This is a genomic window from Acinetobacter sp. P37 (assembly GCF_057480965.1).
On sequence record NZ_JBLIYY010000002.1, the window covers coordinates 281,413 to 299,032 of the forward strand.

Below are 17,620 nucleotides of genomic sequence, written 5' to 3' on the forward strand. Positions count from 1 at the left end.
GACTTTGTAGCGAACGAGCAAGAAAAGGTTTAAATATTGCACTTTTCTTGCTTTATTTACGTGTGACGTCTTTTTATTTATGACGTTGTATACCGCCCAAAATATAAAAATAAATCTGTCGAACCATTCCTGAAATATTAAAAATAAATGATATCAACAATATATTGAAAGTTTTTAAATACAGCCTGCTCAGTGATGGCCTTGAATCGATTTTTGCTGTCTCTTTGGGCGCGTTATTTTTATTTTTTGATTACATGATTTGTATTTAAATTTCTTCTTAGGGGTGTGATGTCTATTATTAATTTTATAATGACTTTCTTATGTTCCGTATTGGTTGCATCTTCCTTGTGTACGGCAATGCCAGTTTATACATTATGGATTTCCCGCAAGAGAAAAAGCCGAAGAAAAAGAATTTTTAGCGAAACAAGATCAAGTTAAAGTGGACTCAAAATAATTAACTGATGTTTCAAAATAATTGATTCGCCATGGTTTTCGAATAGCATTTCAATAGACTAGAAATACATATTAGAAAAACAATAACCTATAAAAAAAGAGCGCTGATGCGCTCTTTTTTTATATCCAAATTAGTCTTGATCCGAAGTCTTTGCAGCGTCTTCAGGCTGTTGCTCAACTTCAAAGCGCTGTTTGCAATCTAAACATTGGTAGTCGAGAAAAATATTTTGATCGACGATCACGCCGGCTTTTTTACCAAAACGGTGTCCTAGAAAACCGCCTGTGATACCGACGCTAATCGCACCGACAAAAGTCCCGATGGTTCCGCCCATAATCACGCCAAGTGGGCCTGCAGTCACACCACCAATCGCAGCACCAATAGATGCGCCAGATGCCGCACCACCAACAGTCCCTGCAGCAGTTCCTGCACCACTGAGTAAGACCCCACCAATTTTTTGTAAGTTTTGTTCATGGTTACGCTTTTCAATATGGGTTGATCCACATTTTGGACATTTAACTGTCGGTTCCATGTTTTGATCTTCTGTATTCATAACTTTCCGTAGCCTTAAAAAAATAAAGTGGCCGAATTTATGGTGCAGCATAAAGTAATTTGACAGATGAGTAGTTGACCCATTCGATCAAATGCAACGATTTTCCTGAATTTTATCGAGTTTTGCACACCGATGTTTTGTCTGCTTGTAACTAAGGCGTTAAAAAGTGCGCTTTATGTCACCTTAATCGCAAATTTTTAGTAAAAAAAAGAACACCTGATGTGTTCTTTTTTCTTTTGAACGCAAACTTAGTCACGAACAAATTCAACTGTACCATTCGCCAGTGATTTCACACGTGCCAATGATTCAACGCGATAGCCTTTTTCAAGCAAAATATCACGACCAGGTTGGAATGATTTTTCAATCACGATACCGATACCCAATACTTCAGCACTTGCTTGATGAATAAGATCTGCAAGACCTAAAGCCGCTTGACCATTGGCCAAAAAGTCATCAATCACTAAAACTTTATCTTCAGCATTGATGTGCTTTTTAGAAATCGCGATAGTGCTTTCAGTTTGTTTTGTGAAAGAAAACACTTTTGAGCGATACAAATCATCTTTTAACGTCAAAGATTGATATTTACGTGCAAAAATCACAGGAACACCAAGTTCAAGACCAGCCATTACCGCAGGTGCAATACCTGATGCTTCAATCGTAATGATTTTTGTGATGCCAGCATCTTTAAAAAGACGGGCAAATTCTTGACCAATTTGTTGCATCATCACAGGGTCAATTTGGTGGTTCAGGAAAGAATCGACTTTCAGAACTTCTTCAGAGAGAACGATACCTTCAGCTAAGATTTTCTGTTCCAGAGCGTGCACGGGAGAATCCTCGAGGGGGCAGGTGCTTTTTAAAGCAAAAGCGTATTTTAAAAAGCACCGTGAAAAATGCAAGCGAAATTGATCAAATCAATTAATTTGTTGCACCTTTATAGCCCGTTAACAATAAACCGTAAGAGGTTTTATTGTCTTGGTGGGAAACTTTGACAGGTAGATAATCTAGTTTTGGTGCTAACCAGAAGGTGGTTTGACGGCCAGGTTTGTCATGGCGCATCACGACTTTCACGGTGTCAAAAGTTCCATAAGTGGTTTTCACTTTTTCAGTGCCTTGTTTCACGAACTTACGAGCTTCAACCTCTTTGGCATCGGCAATGTAGTAATTCGATTTCAAACTACCATTTTTTAAATCTTCACGAATTTGCAATTCAGCATTGAGTTCATCTAACACACCTGATTTCCACGCAAATGAACGCGCTTTATCATCTTTTTTGGTATTAATGGTTTTTGCGCCAGCATTAAAATTAATATTCATGGTGTTGTTGTGCACCAAAATTTTGCTGCTGCGGCTAAAGCTGTTCGAGTGAATTTGGCTGCCATTTAAACTAAAACGACTGGTTTCAGTTGCAGAGGCCATCGCACCAGCTTTTGCTGCGAAAACATAGGTCCAGTTATTCCCAGATTGTTTTAGGGTACGTGTTGCAGAACCCAAGTTTTTGCCGTTGTAGTTAAATTGGTAGTTGGCTTGGAATGGACTCATGGCAAATGACTGACTTGAGAAACCAGTCAAAAGCAGTGTAGTCGATACCCCAGCAACAAGACCTAAATTTTTCAAAAGTGAATGTGCCATAAGTATGGTTTTCCTATTCAATAGAAGTGCGGTGGGCTAAACCACCTGATATGTTTATTATGCGGCTGGATTGTGGAGAATCACGTCACAAATCCGTGCCTAATGTATATGTTGTGTAGCGTTTTATAGGCTCAAGATATCTAAGTACAGGATAAGTCTAGCTTTCCTTTTGCTTAATTGGCGTGACTTCATCGTCTTTTAAATTTGAATCATCCCAGTCTTCAATCCGTTCTTGCGACATCTTGGTGAACAATGCGGTTAAATTAACATTACCAATCACCACCAATTCGACCTCACGTAAAACAGCATGGTTGACATGGACTTTGCCCAGTGTGTCGATAATTGATCGACTTTTACCGAGCCAGCGATTCAGGTCTAAATACAGTAAATCATCTTTAACTTTGATCACATTGAGCTTTTCCAAAATCATACCCAATGGATCTTGGTTGAGTACTTTTTGATAGAACCATAAGGCCATGCGCACGCCCATCTTATACAGAACATTTGGATACTTCGCTTCAATCACTTGTGTATCACTAATTTGTTCAAATACGATCAATTGGGTTTGTTTGTTGAGTTCCATCTGTACCAGTTTTAAATCAACAGAGAGTGTTATGATCAGCCCGTTATAATCCAATGTAGCATACAGTCGAAGCCAGTCATCATGCAGGTCAGCATGCAAGTCTTTGAGCATTTTCACATTATCGGTCACAAAGCGCTGAAATGTCGCATTTAAAAACACTTGAGACATTGGGAATTCACGCTCATCTTCAATAAATCCTTCAGCTTTTTGGTACACTTGGCGTATACGTTTAGCGATATTGGAAACTAGCGTTTGCATAAGAAGTGCATCCTGACAAATTATGTTTTTTAACGATGTGTATCTTGTCGATTTCTATAAAAACACAAGGTTTTGATCTTGCAGTTTAGCAAAATAAATTGCACCATTTTCATGATTTTAATTGTGCATTATCGATGTGTTGATGGATTTCTCGTTTTCATCAAAAAATGAATACGAGTTTTATTTTATACTGTTTTAAGCAGTTTGGGGAATGCGGCAAATTGTCGGTTTAATGTGATGCTGAAAAAAATAACGTTCATGCCCTTGATGAAAGAGTGGTGGAAAGATCCCATATTTGCAACTGCATTGGCGTTTGCTGCTGTGTTGCATTTGGCATTTTTAACCATGCAATTTTCCATGCCCCAAGAGGCGGATTATAACACCAAAGAAATTGCAGTTTCTTTACGTTCTACGACGGAAAAAATTGAACATGCAGACTTTTTAGCACAAGCCGATCAGCAGGGCTCAGGGACATTCCGTGAGTCACATCGTATGTCGAGTGACATGCCTGCACCGATGATCGAACAAAAAGCCGGGGAGCAAAAAAGCGAAGCTTTAGAACAACTGCAACAAAAGAAAGAGCTGAGCTTTGAAGACAAAGTGTTGATGACAACCTTGAGTTGGCAAAAACAAGCGGAAGAAAACAGTCGTAAAAAAGCCGTTGAGGAGTTGAATAGTCAGTTTCAGGCCAAGGCTGCGATGGTGGCGAGTATCGAAGCTCAATATTTACAACGTCAGCAAAACTTTAGCCGTCAGCAAAAAATTAAAACCATTGATGGTATTCAAGCCAAGCAAGATGTTTCTGCTGCTTACATGGAAAAATTTCGCGAAAAAGTCGAATTTTACGGTAACCGTTATTATCCTGAAGCGGCAAAACAGCAACAGCTACGCGGTGAAGTACGTTTAATGGTTATTTTGAACAGTAATGGCGGGATTCGTGCCATTCGTTTGATCGAAAGTTCAGGTTCAAGCTTATTGGATGAAGCAGCAAAAACCTCTGTGCGTAAGGCGGCACCTTTTGGTTTGTTTGATGCCAAAATGAAAGACATCTCAGAACTTCGTATTGTGCGTACTTGGCGCTTTGATCCTGCAGAAGCAGAGTTTGAGGTGCGTTAATCAGTTGTGATAGCGTCGCAAAACTTTGCAGATTTCGACGCTAAAACTCGCATACCATTGGTTTTTCCCCAATTGCTGCGCGACCAGATGTTGTGCATCTTGTTGCCAAGCTCGAATGTCTTCTAATGTATTCCAGTAGGAAAGGGCGATTTCATGCTCACCCTCTGTCAGCGCTTCAAAATGTTGACAGTTAAAGTGTGTCAAGGCTTTGTCTCTAAGCTGCTGTGCAGTCGAAAAATACAGCTCATCAAGCGTACGAATGCGTGCTTTAAAAATCACGACATATTGCATATCTTTCCTTCCTTGGTTTTTATGACGATAAAAAAAGCGAGCCGTAGCTCGCTTTTTTTGTTCTTAATCTCTTTCCAGATAAGGGTTATCAAACCCCAATTTGGCTAAAATCTCGATTTCCAATGCTTCCATTTCTTCAGCATCTTCATCAGAGGTTTCATGGTCATAGCCCATCAGGTGCAACGTACCGTGTACCAGCATATGCGTAAAGTGGGTCAGGGGTGCTTTGCTTTGTTCTTGTGCTTCTCGAAGAACTACAGGAATACAAATCACCAAGTCGCCAATCGGAAATGAGTCTAAAACTGCCGCCATTTCATCCGGGAGATCGCTCGGAAAAGACAACACATTGGTCGGTTTGTCTTTACCACGATATTCCAAGTTCAATTTGTGGCTTTCGTCATTGTCCACACATGCAATACCGATCTCACAATCACTTTGTGTATCGATATGACGTAAAGCCGTTTCCACGACTTTTTTGATATGCGCACGTTTCACCACCAATTCAGGTGACTGAAAATTTTGCTGCAAGGAGAGATTAAGTTTCAAAATGAATCCTTAAATGTTTTCGTCTTGATGCTGCCCATCAGCTTTAGCATCATTGTCCGCCACCAAGGCTTCCTGACGTGCTTTACGTTCTGCACGTTGTTCAGCTGTAAGGCGATGTTGTTCGCTGTCCCATCCCTCATAGGCTTCAACAATTTTTTGAACCAATTGATGACGTACCACGTCACGAGAGTGGAAGCGAGTAATATGAATTTCTTTGATTTTTTCAATCACACGTAAGGCATGTGCCAAACCAGATTGTTGACCACGAGGTAAATCGACCTGTGTAATGTCGCCAGTGATTACTGCACGAGAACCAAAACCTAAACGGGTGAGGAACATTTTCATTTGTTCAGGGGTCGTGTTTTGTGCTTCATCTAAAATCACAAAAGAATGATTTAAGGTACGACCACGCATGTAGGCCAGTGGTGCAACTTCAATCACTTGACGTTCAATTAGTTTAGCGACTTTTTCAAAACCGAGCATTTCATACAAAGCGTCGTAGAGAGGACGTAAGTAAGGGTCAATTTTTTGGCTCAAATCACCGGGTAAAAAACCCAGTTTTTCACCTGCTTCAACCGCAGGGCGAACCAATAAAATACGCTGAATTTCATTACGTTCTAGCATATCTACAGCAGCGGCGACCGCGAGATAAGTTTTACCTGTACCCGCTGGGCCGATACCAAATGAAATATCGCTTTGTAAAATACGCTGTACATAGCGTTTTTGATTGGCACCACGTGGATTGATCCGACCTTTACGGGTTTGTAGATAAACATTGTCTAAACCGGTATGCTCATTTTCAGAAAAATCTTCCTGAATTTCGCGGTCAGTCTGACTGCCTTGAATCATCATGTGTAAAATGTCCGCACTAATCTGTGGATTGGTTTCGGACTCTTCATAAAGACGGTGAAGGAGACTTTCGGCTCTCTCTACCGCATCGATTTCCCCATCGACAAAAAAAGCATCTGCACGATGAGAAATTTTGACATCTAAACGTTGTTCAATTTGTTTGAGATGACCGTTATAGGCACCGAGCATGCTTTGTAAACGGTCAAGTGGAATACCAGCAAAAGTTACAGTACGTCGAATCGCTGCAGTCAAGAGAATTCCTTTAAATTGGTCTGACGATTAAGCTTACATTACGCCACGTCAGGCTCAAGATTCAAGAGTTCACCGTAAACAAACTTCAAAGTTTTAATATCTGTCACTTCAATCTCTGCAAAACGCCCAACCCATGCAGGATCACCGATAAAGCTAACCAAACGTGTATTGTCTGCAGTACCAATCAGCAAGTTCGGATCTTTGTCTGAAACAGACTCAATCAAGACACGTTGAATGGTCCCTAGCATTGCATCAGTTTTATCGATACTGGATTGTTTAATCCATTGTTGAACTTTTGCAAGACGTTCTTTTTTCACATCTTCAGGGGTCGTGTCTTCAAGTTCTGAAGCAGGAGTACCTGGACGTTTTGAGTAGATGAAACTGTATGAATGATCGAAATCCATATCTTGGATAAATTGATAAGTTTCTTCGAAGTTTTCGTCAGTCTCACCCGGAAAGCCAATAATAAAGTCGCTAGATAAATGCATATCAGGGCGAACTTGACGTAATTTAGCAATTTTATCGATATATACATCAATCGTGTGGTTACGTTTCATGGCTTGTAGAACGTCATTCGAACCACTTTGAACCGGTAGATGCAAGTGAGAAACCATTTGCGGTAAGTCACGGTAGCATTGAATCAAGTCATCGTTAAATTCAAGCGGGTGCGATGTGGTGTAACGAATACGACCAATCCCTGGAATCTCAGCAACTAAACGTAATAAGTCTGCAAAGGTACAGATTTCCCCTTCAAAAGTTTCACCACGGTAGCCATTCACGTTTTGGCCGAGTAATGAAATTTCACGTACGCCTTTTTCAGCTAAAGTGGCAATTTCAGCCAATACATCATCCAGTGGACGTGATACTTCTTCTCCACGTGTGTAAGGAACCACACAGAAAGAACAGTATTTTGAGCAGCCTTCCATAATCGAGACAAAGGCTTTAAACCCTTCTACACGCGGTTCAGGTAAAAAGTCGAATTTTTCAATGTCAGGGAATGAAATATCCACCAACTGAATTTTTTCTTTTTTTGGTTTGACCACTTGCTCAGTATGTTGATCAAGCATTTGCGGTAAACGGTGTAAGGTTTGTGGACCAAACACCATATCTACATACGGTGCGCGTTTTTGAATGTTGTCACCTTCCTGAGAGGCAACACAGCCACCAACACCAATCACCAAGTCAGGATTTTTTTCTTTCAGCTTGCGCCAACGGCCTAACTCAGAAAATACTTTTTCTTGTGCTTTTTCACGGATAGAGCAGGTATTCATCAGGAGAATATCCGCTTCTTTTGGATCGGTTGTCAGCACATAGCCGTGAGAATCACCTAAAAGGTCGCCCATACGTTGACTGTCATACTCATTCATCTGACACCCTTGCGTTTCGATGTACAGTTTTTTCACTGTTCCATCTTGAGCTGGGGTGTGCTGTGGCTGGGTAACAGTGTTATCTGGGGCAGCTTGGGCACTATTGGGGATGAAGGTTTGAACCGTCATGTAGGCTCCTAAAGGAATTTTATGAAAATCAATAACCATACGTGGCTGACAGACAATTCAATCAATTGAATTGTGCAGCTGCGGAGGTCAAAAAGGGGATTTTAAGAATGGGCAATATTTTAGCAGTAATTTACTAGAAACTTACAGCCTAAAATTACAACTCTGCCATATTGATTTATGAAGCAAAAATGTTTGAAAATTAATATTGGCTAATCATAAGGTTACATAACAGAACACAATGCAGAGTTTAGAATTATTAAACTAATTCCTAAACAAAGTTCGATGTGCTGTAACTGAGCAGAATGACATGAAAGAAGGCAAGTGGATGTTAAAACATAATTTTAAACAGAAAAATTACGCTAAATTACTTGCTTTGAGTGTCGGGCTCTCCGGAATTTCTGCGTTTTCCCAAGCCGCAGATGAGCAGTTTAACGATGCTTTACGTGCTGCGAATGCAGGCAATATTAGTTTATTACAACAATATCAATCATCCATGCAAAATGACGTTTTGGGCTATTATCCAGAATATTGGTTACTGAATAACAATTTGGCTTCACAACCTGCAAGTGCCATTATTAATTTTGCACAGCGCTATCCAAACTCGGCAATGGCAGAAAAATTAGCCGCAGATTATGTTGAAGAAAAAGTCAAACAAGCTGATTTCGCTACAGCACAGCCTGTCTTGCAATATGTGACTAATGCTGACCGTGCTGAAACATGTGCCATGGCTCAAGTCCGCGCAAAGTCGGGCGACCCTCTGGTTTACGCAGAATTTAAAGATGTATGGTTGACCACAAACTCACAACCTGACTCGTGTATGGGCTTGGGCCGTATGATGCTGTCGAGTCCTTTAATGACTCAAGATGACCGCCATCAACGGATGTGGGGACAGTTAAGAGCGGGTCAGTCAGGACAAGCGATTGCGACTGCGCAAACCATTGGCGTAAATATTAATTTGTCACAACTCAACACCATTCAAGCCAATCCACTGAATTATTTATGGTCTGCACCCAAAGCCACAGCTGAAGATCATGCATACCTGATTTATGCGATGGGTCGCTTGGCCGATAGCGACTTAAATGGTGCGATTTCTTCGGTGAAACGTGCAGCAGAAGGCACACCAGCCGATGTACAAAAAGCCCTATACCGTAGTGTCGGGTATATCGGTGGTACAACGGTAATGAAAAATAATTTCAACCGTGAAGTTCTAAATTATCTTGATTTGAGTTATGGACTGCCTTTTAGTGCAGAAGAAGCCGAGATTTATGCGCGACAAGCCATTCGTTTTGGCGCATGGGAAAGTGTCATTCGTGCAATTGATGCGATGAGCGTTTCGCAAAAGCAGGAAGACCGTTGGCAATATTGGTTAGCACGAGCCTCTGAACAACGTGGAGATGCCTCATCTAAACGTGCGGCTAAAGAAATTTATCGCAAGCTTGCCGTTGGCGATGATTACCATAATTTGTTAGCACGTGACAAAATTGGTCAGTCTTATAACAATATTCCGTCAAATGTGCAGCCTTCGTCACAAGATGCGCAGCGTCTCAGTCAGGATATTCACTTCCGTCGTGCCTTTGCATTGCGCAATATTAATGCATCTGACAGCTATATTAACCGTGAATGGAACTGGGCAGTGCGTCAAGCCTATTTAAAGCATGATGATGGCATGATTCTTGCCGCAGCTAAACGTGCAACCGATATGGGGTGGTATGATCGGGCGATTTATGCGGCAGATCGAACCACTAAACAGCACAATTATGCTTTACGTTATGCTATGCCGCATCAAAATTATGTGGTGAGTCATAGTCGTAATGCAGGGATTGACCCTGCATGGGCTTATGGCTTGATGCGTCAAGAAAGTCGGTTTGTCACTAGCGCACGTTCACATGTCGGTGCCGGTGGTTTAATGCAAATTATGCCAGACACCGCAAAATTGGTGGCTCGTCAGATGGGGGAGAGTTATAACCCCGCTGCATTAACGGATATGAATACCAATATCCGTTATGGCACTTTCTATTTATCAATGATTCAACGTCAATTGAGTAATAGTCCAGTATTAGCGACTGCAGGCTACAATGCGGGTCCAAATCGTGCTCGACGCTGGCAGCCTGAGTATCAAGCGATTGCAGCGGACCAATATACGGAATCGATTCCATTAACGGAAACTCGAGACTATGTAAAACATGTGATGACCAATGCAACCCATTACGGCCTTTTATTGGGTCAGGGGCCGCAATCGATTGAAAAACGAATGCAAATGATTCCATTACGGAATGCGCAATAAGCATTGAAGCAACGCGCCTGTTTTGAGGCGCAATATGGGTAAATAATGAATGCCGAACTTGAACATTAGACCTGTTTATCGAATACTGACATCACTGCTCATCGGCAGTAGTGCAGGCTTTGGTGTGTCTGTGCTTTCGGCAGCACCCGTGGTTAATGGCTATGTGATGGATGTGCAAATGGTGCCAGCTGTTTGCGCCTATGACCCTTTAAAAAGTAAAAAACGTAAATGTCTGGAAGGCTATTCACTCAATATCACGGGCCTATATCCAGAAACTTCTACCCGTGATTGCACCACCAATAGTTCAGCTAAACTTTCTCCGTTGCAAGCCAAAGTGGTTGCACGGATTATGCCTGATGAAAATGCTCGCGTGGCGCTTTGGCACACTACCGGCGGCTGTATCCCAATGAATGCTAGTCAGTATTTTAGAACCATTATTAATCATGCAGATAAGCTAAAAATTCCAGATGAATTGACTAGCCAAGAAACCCAATCCATTCATGCCAATGTCTTGCGTAATAAAATGTTGCGTATGAACAGCGGATTGGTATCCCAAAGTATTGAATTTAACTGTATGCAAACCCGTGGTGGCAGTTTACTGACCGAGATTAAAATTTGCTATAAAAACAATGGGCAGTATAAAAGTTGCCCTACGACTATTGTCGGAAATTGTCCTGCAACTTTCATAATTAAAGGTTCTTTCTAAGCTTTTTTCTGCATTTTATTTATATTTCCTATCATACTTTTGTTGAAAAGCATTCTCTTTTACATGCAAGCGTCAAAAGATTGGAGTACAATCTTTGCCGTTTATGATTATTAAGATTAGATAGAACAGCTATTTAATCATTATGACCTTCCTCAATTGGAGATAATTACATGAAGCAAGCAGTTCGTGTTGCCGTTACTGGCGCAGCTGGTCAAATCGGTTATAGCTTATTATTCCGTATCGCAAGCGGTGAAATGTTGGGTAAAGACCAACCAGTTATCCTTCAATTATTAGAAATTCCAGTTGAGAAAGCTCAACAAGCGCTTAAAGGCGTAATGATGGAACTTGATGACTGCGCATTCCCTCTTTTAGAAGGTATGATCGGTACTGATGATCCTAAAGTTGCATTCAAAGATGCTGACTACGCTCTTCTTGTAGGTTCACGTCCACGTGGTCCTGGTATGGAACGTGCTGACCTTCTTAAAGTAAACGGTGAAATCTTCATCGGTCAAGGCCAAGCACTTAACGAAGTTGCTAGCCGTGACGTTAAAGTTCTTGTTGTAGGTAACCCTGCAAACACTAACGCTTACATCGCAATGAAATCTGCTCCAGATCTTCCAGCGAAAAACTTCACAGCAATGTTACGTCTTGACCACAACCGTGCGTTAACTCAACTTGCTCAAAAAGCGGGTGTTGCAGTTTCTGACATCGAAAACATGACAGTTTGGGGTAACCACTCTCCAACAATGTATGCTGACTACCGTTTTGCAAATGTAAACGGCGAAAGCTTAAAAGACAAAATCAACGATGCTGCTTGGAACAAAGACGTATTCCTTCCAACTGTTGGTAAACGTGGTGCTGCGATCATCGAAGCGCGTGGTCTTTCTTCTGCTGCTTCTGCTGCAAACGCTGCAATCGACCATATGCGCGATTGGGCTCTTGGCACAAACGGCAAATGGGTAACTATGGGTATTCCTTCTGACGGTTCTTATGGTATTCCTGAAGGCGTAATGTTCGGTTTCCCTGTAACTTGTGAAAATGGCGAATACAAAATCGTTCAAGGTCTTGAAATCGACGAATTCAGCCGTGAACGTATCAACGTCACTCTAAATGAGCTTGAAGAAGAACGTGCAGCAGTTGCTGACATGGTTAAATAATTTAATTTTTTAAATTAAATTATAAAAAAAAGCACTCCATTTGGGGTGCTTTTTTATGGCCTGCGAAAAATACCAAGCTTAAGTTTTGAACAAAAAATAACACGTTGAGATGTAGTTGCAACTGACAAAGTCAATTAAACAGATAACTATGAAGATGGAAGAAATGTTTTTGGCTTGAGGAGAACGGCAATGTTTGATCAACAACCGACGTTAGAACTATTTTTTGAACAATTGGGGTTAGATGCAAGTCCGGAAGGCATCGATCAATTTATCGAAACGCATCAAATCACCATGGATGTTCCATTGCATGAAGCGCCATTTTGGACCAAGTCACAGCGAGATTTTATTATTAGTCATTGGAAGAAAGATGATGACTGGGCCATAGTGGTGGATATTTTAAATGAACAATTGCATACAGAACACAAGCTTTCTGGATCATGCAAAATCTAAATACAATTTGAAACAACAAACCTAGTTTTAATGCTAGGTTTTTTTATCTTCATCATATAAGTTAATTAAATAATAAATGACAGATTAGTTGATAAGGAGGGCGAGATGCTCAATCAAAATAAACCATCCTTAGCTTTATTGTTTTCTCAATTGGGGTTAGCTAGCAGTCCAGCTGCGATCGAGTTATACGTGCGTACGCATCAGCTTGCTGCAAGTGAAAATTTACATGATGCGCCGTTTTGGAATAAAGCGCAGCGTGATTTTCTAATCAGTCATTTAGTACAAGATGATGATTGGGCTATTTGGATTGATGAGCTGAATCAACAGTTGCATATGGATGCATATAAGCTGCAGCCAGCATAGATTTCATTTCTCCACAAATAAAAAACACCTCCTCAGAGGTGTTTTTTTATTTAGTGCAGTTTGCTTTGGCGTAATTCTGCAAACCAGTCTTCTTGGCGATATGGATTAAATGCAGGATGCTCAAGTAATGTGGTCAGTTTGAATTCTTGAGATTTGCAGTACTTATTTAACCAGTGGCGGGTTAATGCAGGTTCCTGTTTTACCGCAGAGGCATAGGCCAAGTAGAAGTAAATGTCGCCATGTTTAGCTTTGGACATCGGTTTCATAATCTGCTGGGTAATCAGGGCATAGCGCTGCTCTTGGGTAATTTCAAAAAATATCATATAAGCTTTGGCTAAATGTACAGACAAATTGATGTATAGCTCAATCGGCATTTCTTCAAATTCAATCCGGCTTTGCTCAAGTAGAACAATGGCTTCTTGCAGAAAATACACTTGTTCTTGATGGTTCTTACTTAAATTAACCAATTGCAGGCGTAAGTCTGCACGCTCAAGGGCAAGTTCAGGGCTGTTGCCTTGTAGAAATAATTGATCGGTTTCGCCAATACGCTGAATAATTTTATGACTGTTTTGACGCATCGGGTACATCCTCATCTATGAATGACTCATATATGAGGATAGTTTAAGGGATTTAAAGGAGGAATCTCGAATTACCACATCGAGTTGTCATTACGTAGCCAAGCCGTAATCGATAAACGTTGATGTTTTGCTTCGAGTACCTCGTGTAATAGGTCACTTTGGAATAACGCAATGCGATTCGGTTTAGGTTCTAAAATATGCCAAACATCATTCTTATCTTGTAAGCGCAATTCACCGCCCCAGTCGGCTTGCCAATATTCATGCAAATAATAAACCGCTGAAATGACACGTCCATTTTTGCCTTGAGGATTATCTTTGTGTAGTGCATAAAACTCACCTGCGTTATAACAAGCAAAATGTGCTTCGACTTCGTGAATGTTAGAAAAAAATGCGCGATTAAATTGTTCTGATAAATGTTCTAAGGCTTGAACGTGTTCTTGTGCGACATCTAATGTGTCGTTAATCCATAAAATATGATCACTTCTAATTTTACTGATGACCCCATTTTGTACGGCTGCATCCCTAAATTTATTTAAATTTGACATACATTCTTCAACAAGTGCATGTATATATTCAGCAGGATAAGCGTCATCAATAATGCTAAACCCGTGTTGATCTAAATCATCGAGGATTTGATCAACCGGCCAAGACTTTGGGAGAAAGGCTGTTTCCATATACGATCCATAAAGTTGCGGAAAAAAAGGTGACGTATTCTAGAGCAAGAATAGCATCGGAATGAAACTATTTTTCATGCTAAAATGTCCGTTGATATTAGGAATTAAAGAAACATGAATTACCGTCACCATTTCCATGCAGGCAACTTTGCCGACGTGATGAAGCACGTTTTGCTGCTTCAGTTATTAAGTCGACTGAATGCAAAAGATAAACCTTATCGCTATGTAGATACACATGGTGGTGCAGGTAAATATGATCTTTCGACCTCTGAAGCACAGAAATCAGGTGAGTTTTTAAATGGTATTCATCGTTTAGTTAAGCTTGATGATTCGATTAAACGTAATGCACCTGAAGGAGTTCAACAATATTTAAAAGTTGTTGAAAAAATGCGTGAAAACTTTGGCAAAGGCGCTTATCCAGGCTCTCCGTGGTTCGCACTTGAAGGCATGCGTGAAACTGATAAGGCAACGATTTTTGAAATGCAGCGCGATGTATTCCAACAATTGCGCCACAATATTTTTGATAAACGTGCAGGCTTGCATGAGCGTGATGCTTACGAAGGTTTACTGGCTGTAATTCCACCAAAAGAAAAACGTGGTTTGGTCATGATTGACCCGCCTTACGAATTAGAACGTAAAGATTTTCCACAGCTTGTAGAATTGTTGGTGGCTGCTTATAAAAAATGGCCGACAGGCGTTTTTGCGGTATGGTATCCAATTAAAGACCGCGCGATGATTGAACGTTTTGAAAAGAAAATGTACAAAACCGGCATTCGTCGTCAGTTGGTTTGCGAAATTTGTGTATGGCCTGATGACACTCCAGTTGGTTTGAATGGTTGTGGTTTACTGGTGATTAACCCACCTTGGAAATTCTCTGAAGATGCGGACGAAGCATTACAATGGTTGTTCCCACATCTTCGTATGAATGAAAATGGTGGTCACGCAGCTGTACGCTGGTTGGTTGGCGAATAATTTTAAACTTGAAAAAGAAAGGTCACAGTTAGGATCGAACAATGACAAATACAAATAAACCTGAGCGGGAAATTTCCTCAAAGGATGAAAATGCTTTTGATGGCATTACATTTGAAGTTGAAGAAGAGGAGCATACCCATGAAGGGCATAAAGTGAAACGTCGTGGGATCTATCTGTGGCCAAACTTGATTACAACTGCAGCGTTGTTATCTGGCTTTTATTCAATAATTGCCAGTATGAATGGTGAGTTTCAACAAGCCATTTATGCCATTTTCCTTGCAGCATTATTTGATGGTTTGGATGGACGTGTCGCACGTGCTATCGGCGCACAAAGTCCTTTTGGTGAACAGTTTGACTCCTTATCAGACTTGCTAGCATTTGGTGTTGCACCTGCCATTTTAATGTATAGCTGGAGTCTAAATGACTTAGGCCGTATTGGCCTTGCAGCATGTTTTGTTTACACCGCATGTGCAGCCTTCCGTTTAGCACGTTTTAACGTACAAATCGGGGTTGTCGATAAACGTTATTTTATTGGTGTTGCAAGTCCACTCGCAGCCGTTATGATTATTTCATTGGTATGGGTAGGTATGGATATCCCTGCGGTCTTCGACTTACGCGAAACAGGTATTCAGATTTTTAATGCGGTAGTGATTATTGCAGTGGGTCTATTGATGATCTCAAATGTAAAATACTATTCATTTAAAACTGTGGATCGTCGCCGTGTTCCATTTGCGGTATTACCAATCATAGTCTTCATTTTAGCTGCTGTAACGTATAATATTCCAATGGGTATTTTAATTATTTCAGTAATTTATGCATTATCTGGCTTTGTCACAACCTTAATGGCAAAAAAGGCTGAAGCATGAGTTAAAACATGAAATAAAAATGAAAAGGAGCTTGATATGCAGATATTTCAAGATTTCTTGGATCAATCAAGACGATTGAATCAAGCTCCAGATTTACAACATAAAAAAATAAATCTACATGCGCCGAATACGTCTTATCCTTCAGTCCATTATGGACTTTGTCTACCGAATCTTCCTGCGCCCTTACATTATCTTAACTTTATGAGTTGGCTTGGGCAGCCTCAGATTCCCGCTTTTCAAAATCCTGCGTCCATTCAACAAGACGAACTCAATACAGCCACAGTATTGACCAGTGTGAGCGGTCATATGGTTGGGCAATTACAATCATATTCCATCAAAGACGACTGTGGTCTGAGTGATACCGTCTTTAAATTTAGAGATAAAGAGCAGATTGGTTGGGATGGAGCAGTATTTCAAATCCATCGAGAAGATACTGAACTCAGTTTAGATTTGTCCGTGCAAACAACCGATATTTCTTCGTGTTTAATTAAGTTGAGATTAGGTCTAGCTGAATATTGGTCGGTGATGTGCCAATGTGAAGGGCAAATCAAATTTCAGGGCCAGATGTATGATGTAAATCAGTTGGCGGTTTTGTCTTATGCACAAATACGCAAGTTCCCATATTTACCTTTAGCGTTTTATACCCATCAGGTGATTAACCTTAGTCGACAACGTCAAATTATCTTTATGCAAACGCGAGACCGTTATAACAATATTTTGAGTTCACGTTTATATCTAAGAGATTTAAATCAGCAGCAAGTGTTCATGGCGGATCAAGGCGTGTTCTTTAAAGTCATGCGCGTTTATCCTGTGGTTAAAACACCGAATTTGCAAAAAATGTATTTGCCACGTGAATTTGAATGGATTTACCAAAATGACAAAATGAAAATACATGTACAAGCGCAGAGCCGTGGGGATTTTAAATTTGGACTCGGCGCTGGCTATGCAGGAAGCTTTAACTATCAAATTAAAATTAACGACGAAATCGAGTGTGGGGAGGGTGGCTACTGTGAATATGTAGATTGTCGAGCTTTAAAATGGCAAGAAAAGAATGAAAAAGATAAATTAACGGACAAATATGGAAATATTGTCCCTTTTATGCTCAAAAAATAGTAAAAAAACTCAATTTAGTAGAATAAATAAACAAACGTAATGAAAAATTAAAAATAAATGGAAAAAGGTGTTGCGTTGGATCAGAAATGCTGTAGAATGCACATCCATCGGCGGTGATGAAGATTAAAACTTCTGATAAAACAATGACTTGGTTGACTTGGTTGAATTGGTTAAGTTGGGTTTTATTTTTTAAGTTTAAAAATAATTTGAATTACTGGTTGACTCTTTAGAAATAAAGAGTAATATAGCCGACCTAGCTTGCTGGTGACGAACCAACAAGAAGATCATTAAGAGATTATGAAGAACAACTTGTGTGGATTTTTACTGATTGATTGATCGAAATTATTTTCATTGATTGATGGTAGAAATTACTCGAAGTTTATTTGAGCAAATTTTTGTCAGTAATTGATGAGCCAAGATTGGCACCCTATAG

19 protein-coding genes are annotated in these 17,620 nt (G+C 40.3%); 9 read left to right on the forward strand and 10 right to left on the reverse strand.

All coding sequences use genetic code 11. The annotated features are described in order from the left end of the window. Positions 1-584 precede the first annotated feature (584 nt). The 4 genes from AC25JC_RS03310 to AC25JC_RS03325 all read right to left on the reverse strand — a co-directional run bounded on the left by AC25JC_RS03310 (position 585) and on the right by AC25JC_RS03325 (position 3,474). Positions 585-983 carry a hypothetical protein gene (locus tag AC25JC_RS03310; RefSeq protein WP_143221573.1) on the reverse strand — a complete coding sequence of 133 codons (399 nt, stop codon included), beginning with the start codon at positions 981-983 and terminating at the stop codon, positions 585-587. Between the two features lie 269 nt (positions 984-1,252). Continuing rightward, positions 1,253-1,828 (reverse strand): xanthine phosphoribosyltransferase, encoded by a 576-nt coding sequence (locus AC25JC_RS03315; RefSeq protein ID WP_078189246.1) that lies wholly within the window; start codon positions 1,826-1,828, stop codon positions 1,253-1,255. A 91-nt stretch (positions 1,829-1,919) separates the two neighbouring features. Continuing rightward, positions 1,920-2,633 carry a DUF3108 domain-containing protein gene (locus AC25JC_RS03320; protein WP_486923443.1) on the reverse strand — a complete coding sequence of 238 codons (714 nt, stop codon included), beginning with the start codon at positions 2,631-2,633 and terminating at the stop codon, positions 1,920-1,922. Between the two features lie 157 nt (positions 2,634-2,790). Next, a complete protein-coding gene (locus AC25JC_RS03325) occupies positions 2,791-3,474 on the reverse strand; it encodes a hypothetical protein (protein WP_486923444.1) in 684 nt (227 codons plus the stop codon). A 258-nt stretch (positions 3,475-3,732) separates the two neighbouring features. Between AC25JC_RS03325 and AC25JC_RS03330 the strand changes: the two genes are divergently transcribed. Continuing rightward, entirely contained in the window at positions 3,733-4,590 is an 858-nt protein-coding gene (locus AC25JC_RS03330; protein WP_213032932.1) for an energy transducer TonB, read from the forward strand. Here AC25JC_RS03330 and AC25JC_RS03335 read toward each other — a convergent pair whose 3' ends face one another. The 4 genes from AC25JC_RS03335 to miaB all read right to left on the reverse strand — a co-directional run bounded on the left by AC25JC_RS03335 (position 4,591) and on the right by miaB (position 8,024). Beyond that, positions 4,591-4,881, reverse strand: a complete 291-nt coding sequence (locus AC25JC_RS03335) for an antibiotic biosynthesis monooxygenase family protein (RefSeq protein WP_180152950.1) — start codon at positions 4,879-4,881, stop codon at positions 4,591-4,593. A 63-nt stretch (positions 4,882-4,944) separates the two neighbouring features. Then, positions 4,945-5,427: an rRNA maturation RNase YbeY gene (gene ybeY, locus AC25JC_RS03340; protein ID WP_078192431.1), complete on the reverse strand. Its 483-nt coding sequence runs from the start codon at positions 5,425-5,427 to the stop codon at positions 4,945-4,947. Between the two features lie 9 nt (positions 5,428-5,436). Then, the gene (locus AC25JC_RS03345; RefSeq protein WP_111885944.1) at positions 5,437-6,528 is read right to left on the reverse strand and encodes a PhoH family protein; all 1,092 of its coding nucleotides are present in this window, start codon (positions 6,526-6,528) and stop codon (positions 5,437-5,439) included. A gap of 38 nt (positions 6,529-6,566) precedes the next feature. After that, positions 6,567-8,024: a tRNA (N6-isopentenyl adenosine(37)-C2)-methylthiotransferase MiaB gene (gene miaB / locus AC25JC_RS03350; RefSeq protein ID WP_180106954.1), complete on the reverse strand. Its 1,458-nt coding sequence runs from the start codon at positions 8,022-8,024 to the stop codon at positions 6,567-6,569. A gap of 307 nt (positions 8,025-8,331) precedes the next feature. On the opposite strand from miaB, the gene AC25JC_RS03355 reads away from it, so the two are divergent. The 5 genes from AC25JC_RS03355 to AC25JC_RS03375 all read left to right on the forward strand — a co-directional run bounded on the left by AC25JC_RS03355 (position 8,332) and on the right by AC25JC_RS03375 (position 12,984). After that, entirely contained in the window at positions 8,332-10,308 is a 1,977-nt protein-coding gene (locus AC25JC_RS03355) for a lytic transglycosylase domain-containing protein (protein WP_486923445.1), read from the forward strand. Between the two features lie 49 nt (positions 10,309-10,357). Then, positions 10,358-11,014: a ribonuclease T2 family protein gene (locus AC25JC_RS03360; RefSeq protein ID WP_486923446.1), complete on the forward strand. Its 657-nt coding sequence runs from the start codon at positions 10,358-10,360 to the stop codon at positions 11,012-11,014. Positions 11,015-11,184: 170 nt separating this feature from the next. Continuing rightward, positions 11,185-12,171 (forward strand): malate dehydrogenase, encoded by a 987-nt coding sequence (locus AC25JC_RS03365; protein WP_078192426.1) that lies wholly within the window; start codon positions 11,185-11,187, stop codon positions 12,169-12,171. 189 nt (positions 12,172-12,360) lie between these two features. Continuing rightward, positions 12,361-12,621, forward strand: coding sequence for a DUF2789 family protein (locus tag AC25JC_RS03370; protein ID WP_078192425.1), 261 nt, complete (start codon positions 12,361-12,363; stop codon positions 12,619-12,621). Between the two features lie 105 nt (positions 12,622-12,726). Further along, on the forward strand, positions 12,727-12,984 hold the full coding sequence (locus AC25JC_RS03375) for a DUF2789 family protein (RefSeq protein WP_078189234.1): 258 nt from the start codon (positions 12,727-12,729) through the stop codon (positions 12,982-12,984). 50 nt (positions 12,985-13,034) lie between these two features. Here AC25JC_RS03375 and AC25JC_RS03380 read toward each other — a convergent pair whose 3' ends face one another. Then, positions 13,035-13,562, reverse strand: coding sequence for a hypothetical protein (locus AC25JC_RS03380; RefSeq protein WP_249680100.1), 528 nt, complete (start codon positions 13,560-13,562; stop codon positions 13,035-13,037). A 71-nt stretch (positions 13,563-13,633) separates the two neighbouring features. Next, on the reverse strand, positions 13,634-14,236 hold the full coding sequence (locus AC25JC_RS03385) for a 2OG-Fe(II) oxygenase (RefSeq protein WP_111885952.1): 603 nt from the start codon (positions 14,234-14,236) through the stop codon (positions 13,634-13,636). A 114-nt stretch (positions 14,237-14,350) separates the two neighbouring features. Between AC25JC_RS03385 and AC25JC_RS03390 the strand changes: the two genes are divergently transcribed. From AC25JC_RS03390 to AC25JC_RS03400, 3 genes are read left to right on the forward strand one after another with little or no spacing between them, the layout of a single operon-like run. Next, positions 14,351-15,208: a 23S rRNA (adenine(2030)-N(6))-methyltransferase RlmJ gene (locus AC25JC_RS03390; protein ID WP_180106962.1), complete on the forward strand. Its 858-nt coding sequence runs from the start codon at positions 14,351-14,353 to the stop codon at positions 15,206-15,208. Positions 15,209-15,249: 41 nt separating this feature from the next. Further along, complete coding sequence (gene pssA, locus AC25JC_RS03395) at positions 15,250-16,074, forward strand: CDP-diacylglycerol--serine O-phosphatidyltransferase (RefSeq protein WP_078192422.1); 825 nt, start codon at positions 15,250-15,252, stop codon at positions 16,072-16,074. Between the two features lie 36 nt (positions 16,075-16,110). Continuing rightward, positions 16,111-17,187 (forward strand): DUF6670 family protein, encoded by a 1,077-nt coding sequence (locus tag AC25JC_RS03400; RefSeq protein ID WP_249680102.1) that lies wholly within the window; start codon positions 16,111-16,113, stop codon positions 17,185-17,187. Positions 17,188-17,620 lie beyond the last annotated feature (433 nt).

Excerpts from the sequence above, each read along its gene's own strand:
- AC25JC_RS03360 (WP_486923446.1), top strand. The coding sequence starts at position 10,358 with ATGCCGAACTTGAACATTAGACCTGTTTATCGAATACTGACATCACTG.
- AC25JC_RS03330 (WP_213032932.1), top strand. The coding sequence starts at position 3,733 with ATGCCCTTGATGAAAGAGTGGTGGAAAGATCCCATATTTGCAACTGCA.
- AC25JC_RS03390 (WP_180106962.1), top strand. The coding sequence starts at position 14,351 with ATGAATTACCGTCACCATTTCCATGCAGGCAACTTTGCCGACGTGATG.
- AC25JC_RS03370 (WP_078192425.1), top strand. The coding sequence starts at position 12,361 with ATGTTTGATCAACAACCGACGTTAGAACTATTTTTTGAACAATTGGGG.
- miaB (WP_180106954.1), bottom strand. The coding sequence starts at position 8,024 with ATGACGGTTCAAACCTTCATCCCCAATAGTGCCCAAGCTGCCCCAGAT.
- AC25JC_RS03385 (WP_111885952.1), bottom strand. The coding sequence starts at position 14,236 with ATGGAAACAGCCTTTCTCCCAAAGTCTTGGCCGGTTGATCAAATCCTC.
- AC25JC_RS03320 (WP_486923443.1), bottom strand. The coding sequence starts at position 2,633 with ATGGCACATTCACTTTTGAAAAATTTAGGTCTTGTTGCTGGGGTATCG.
- AC25JC_RS03380 (WP_249680100.1), bottom strand. The coding sequence starts at position 13,562 with ATGCGTCAAAACAGTCATAAAATTATTCAGCGTATTGGCGAAACCGAT.
- AC25JC_RS03325 (WP_486923444.1), bottom strand. The coding sequence starts at position 3,474 with ATGCAAACGCTAGTTTCCAATATCGCTAAACGTATACGCCAAGTGTAC.
- AC25JC_RS03355 (WP_486923445.1), top strand. The coding sequence starts at position 8,332 with ATGAAAGAAGGCAAGTGGATGTTAAAACATAATTTTAAACAGAAAAAT.
- AC25JC_RS03365 (WP_078192426.1), top strand. The coding sequence starts at position 11,185 with ATGAAGCAAGCAGTTCGTGTTGCCGTTACTGGCGCAGCTGGTCAAATC.
- pssA (WP_078192422.1), top strand. The coding sequence starts at position 15,250 with ATGACAAATACAAATAAACCTGAGCGGGAAATTTCCTCAAAGGATGAA.
- AC25JC_RS03400 (WP_249680102.1), top strand. The coding sequence starts at position 16,111 with ATGCAGATATTTCAAGATTTCTTGGATCAATCAAGACGATTGAATCAA.
- AC25JC_RS03375 (WP_078189234.1), top strand. The coding sequence starts at position 12,727 with ATGCTCAATCAAAATAAACCATCCTTAGCTTTATTGTTTTCTCAATTG.
- AC25JC_RS03310 (WP_143221573.1), bottom strand. The coding sequence starts at position 983 with ATGGAACCGACAGTTAAATGTCCAAAATGTGGATCAACCCATATTGAA.
- AC25JC_RS03335 (WP_180152950.1), bottom strand. The coding sequence starts at position 4,881 with ATGCAATATGTCGTGATTTTTAAAGCACGCATTCGTACGCTTGATGAG.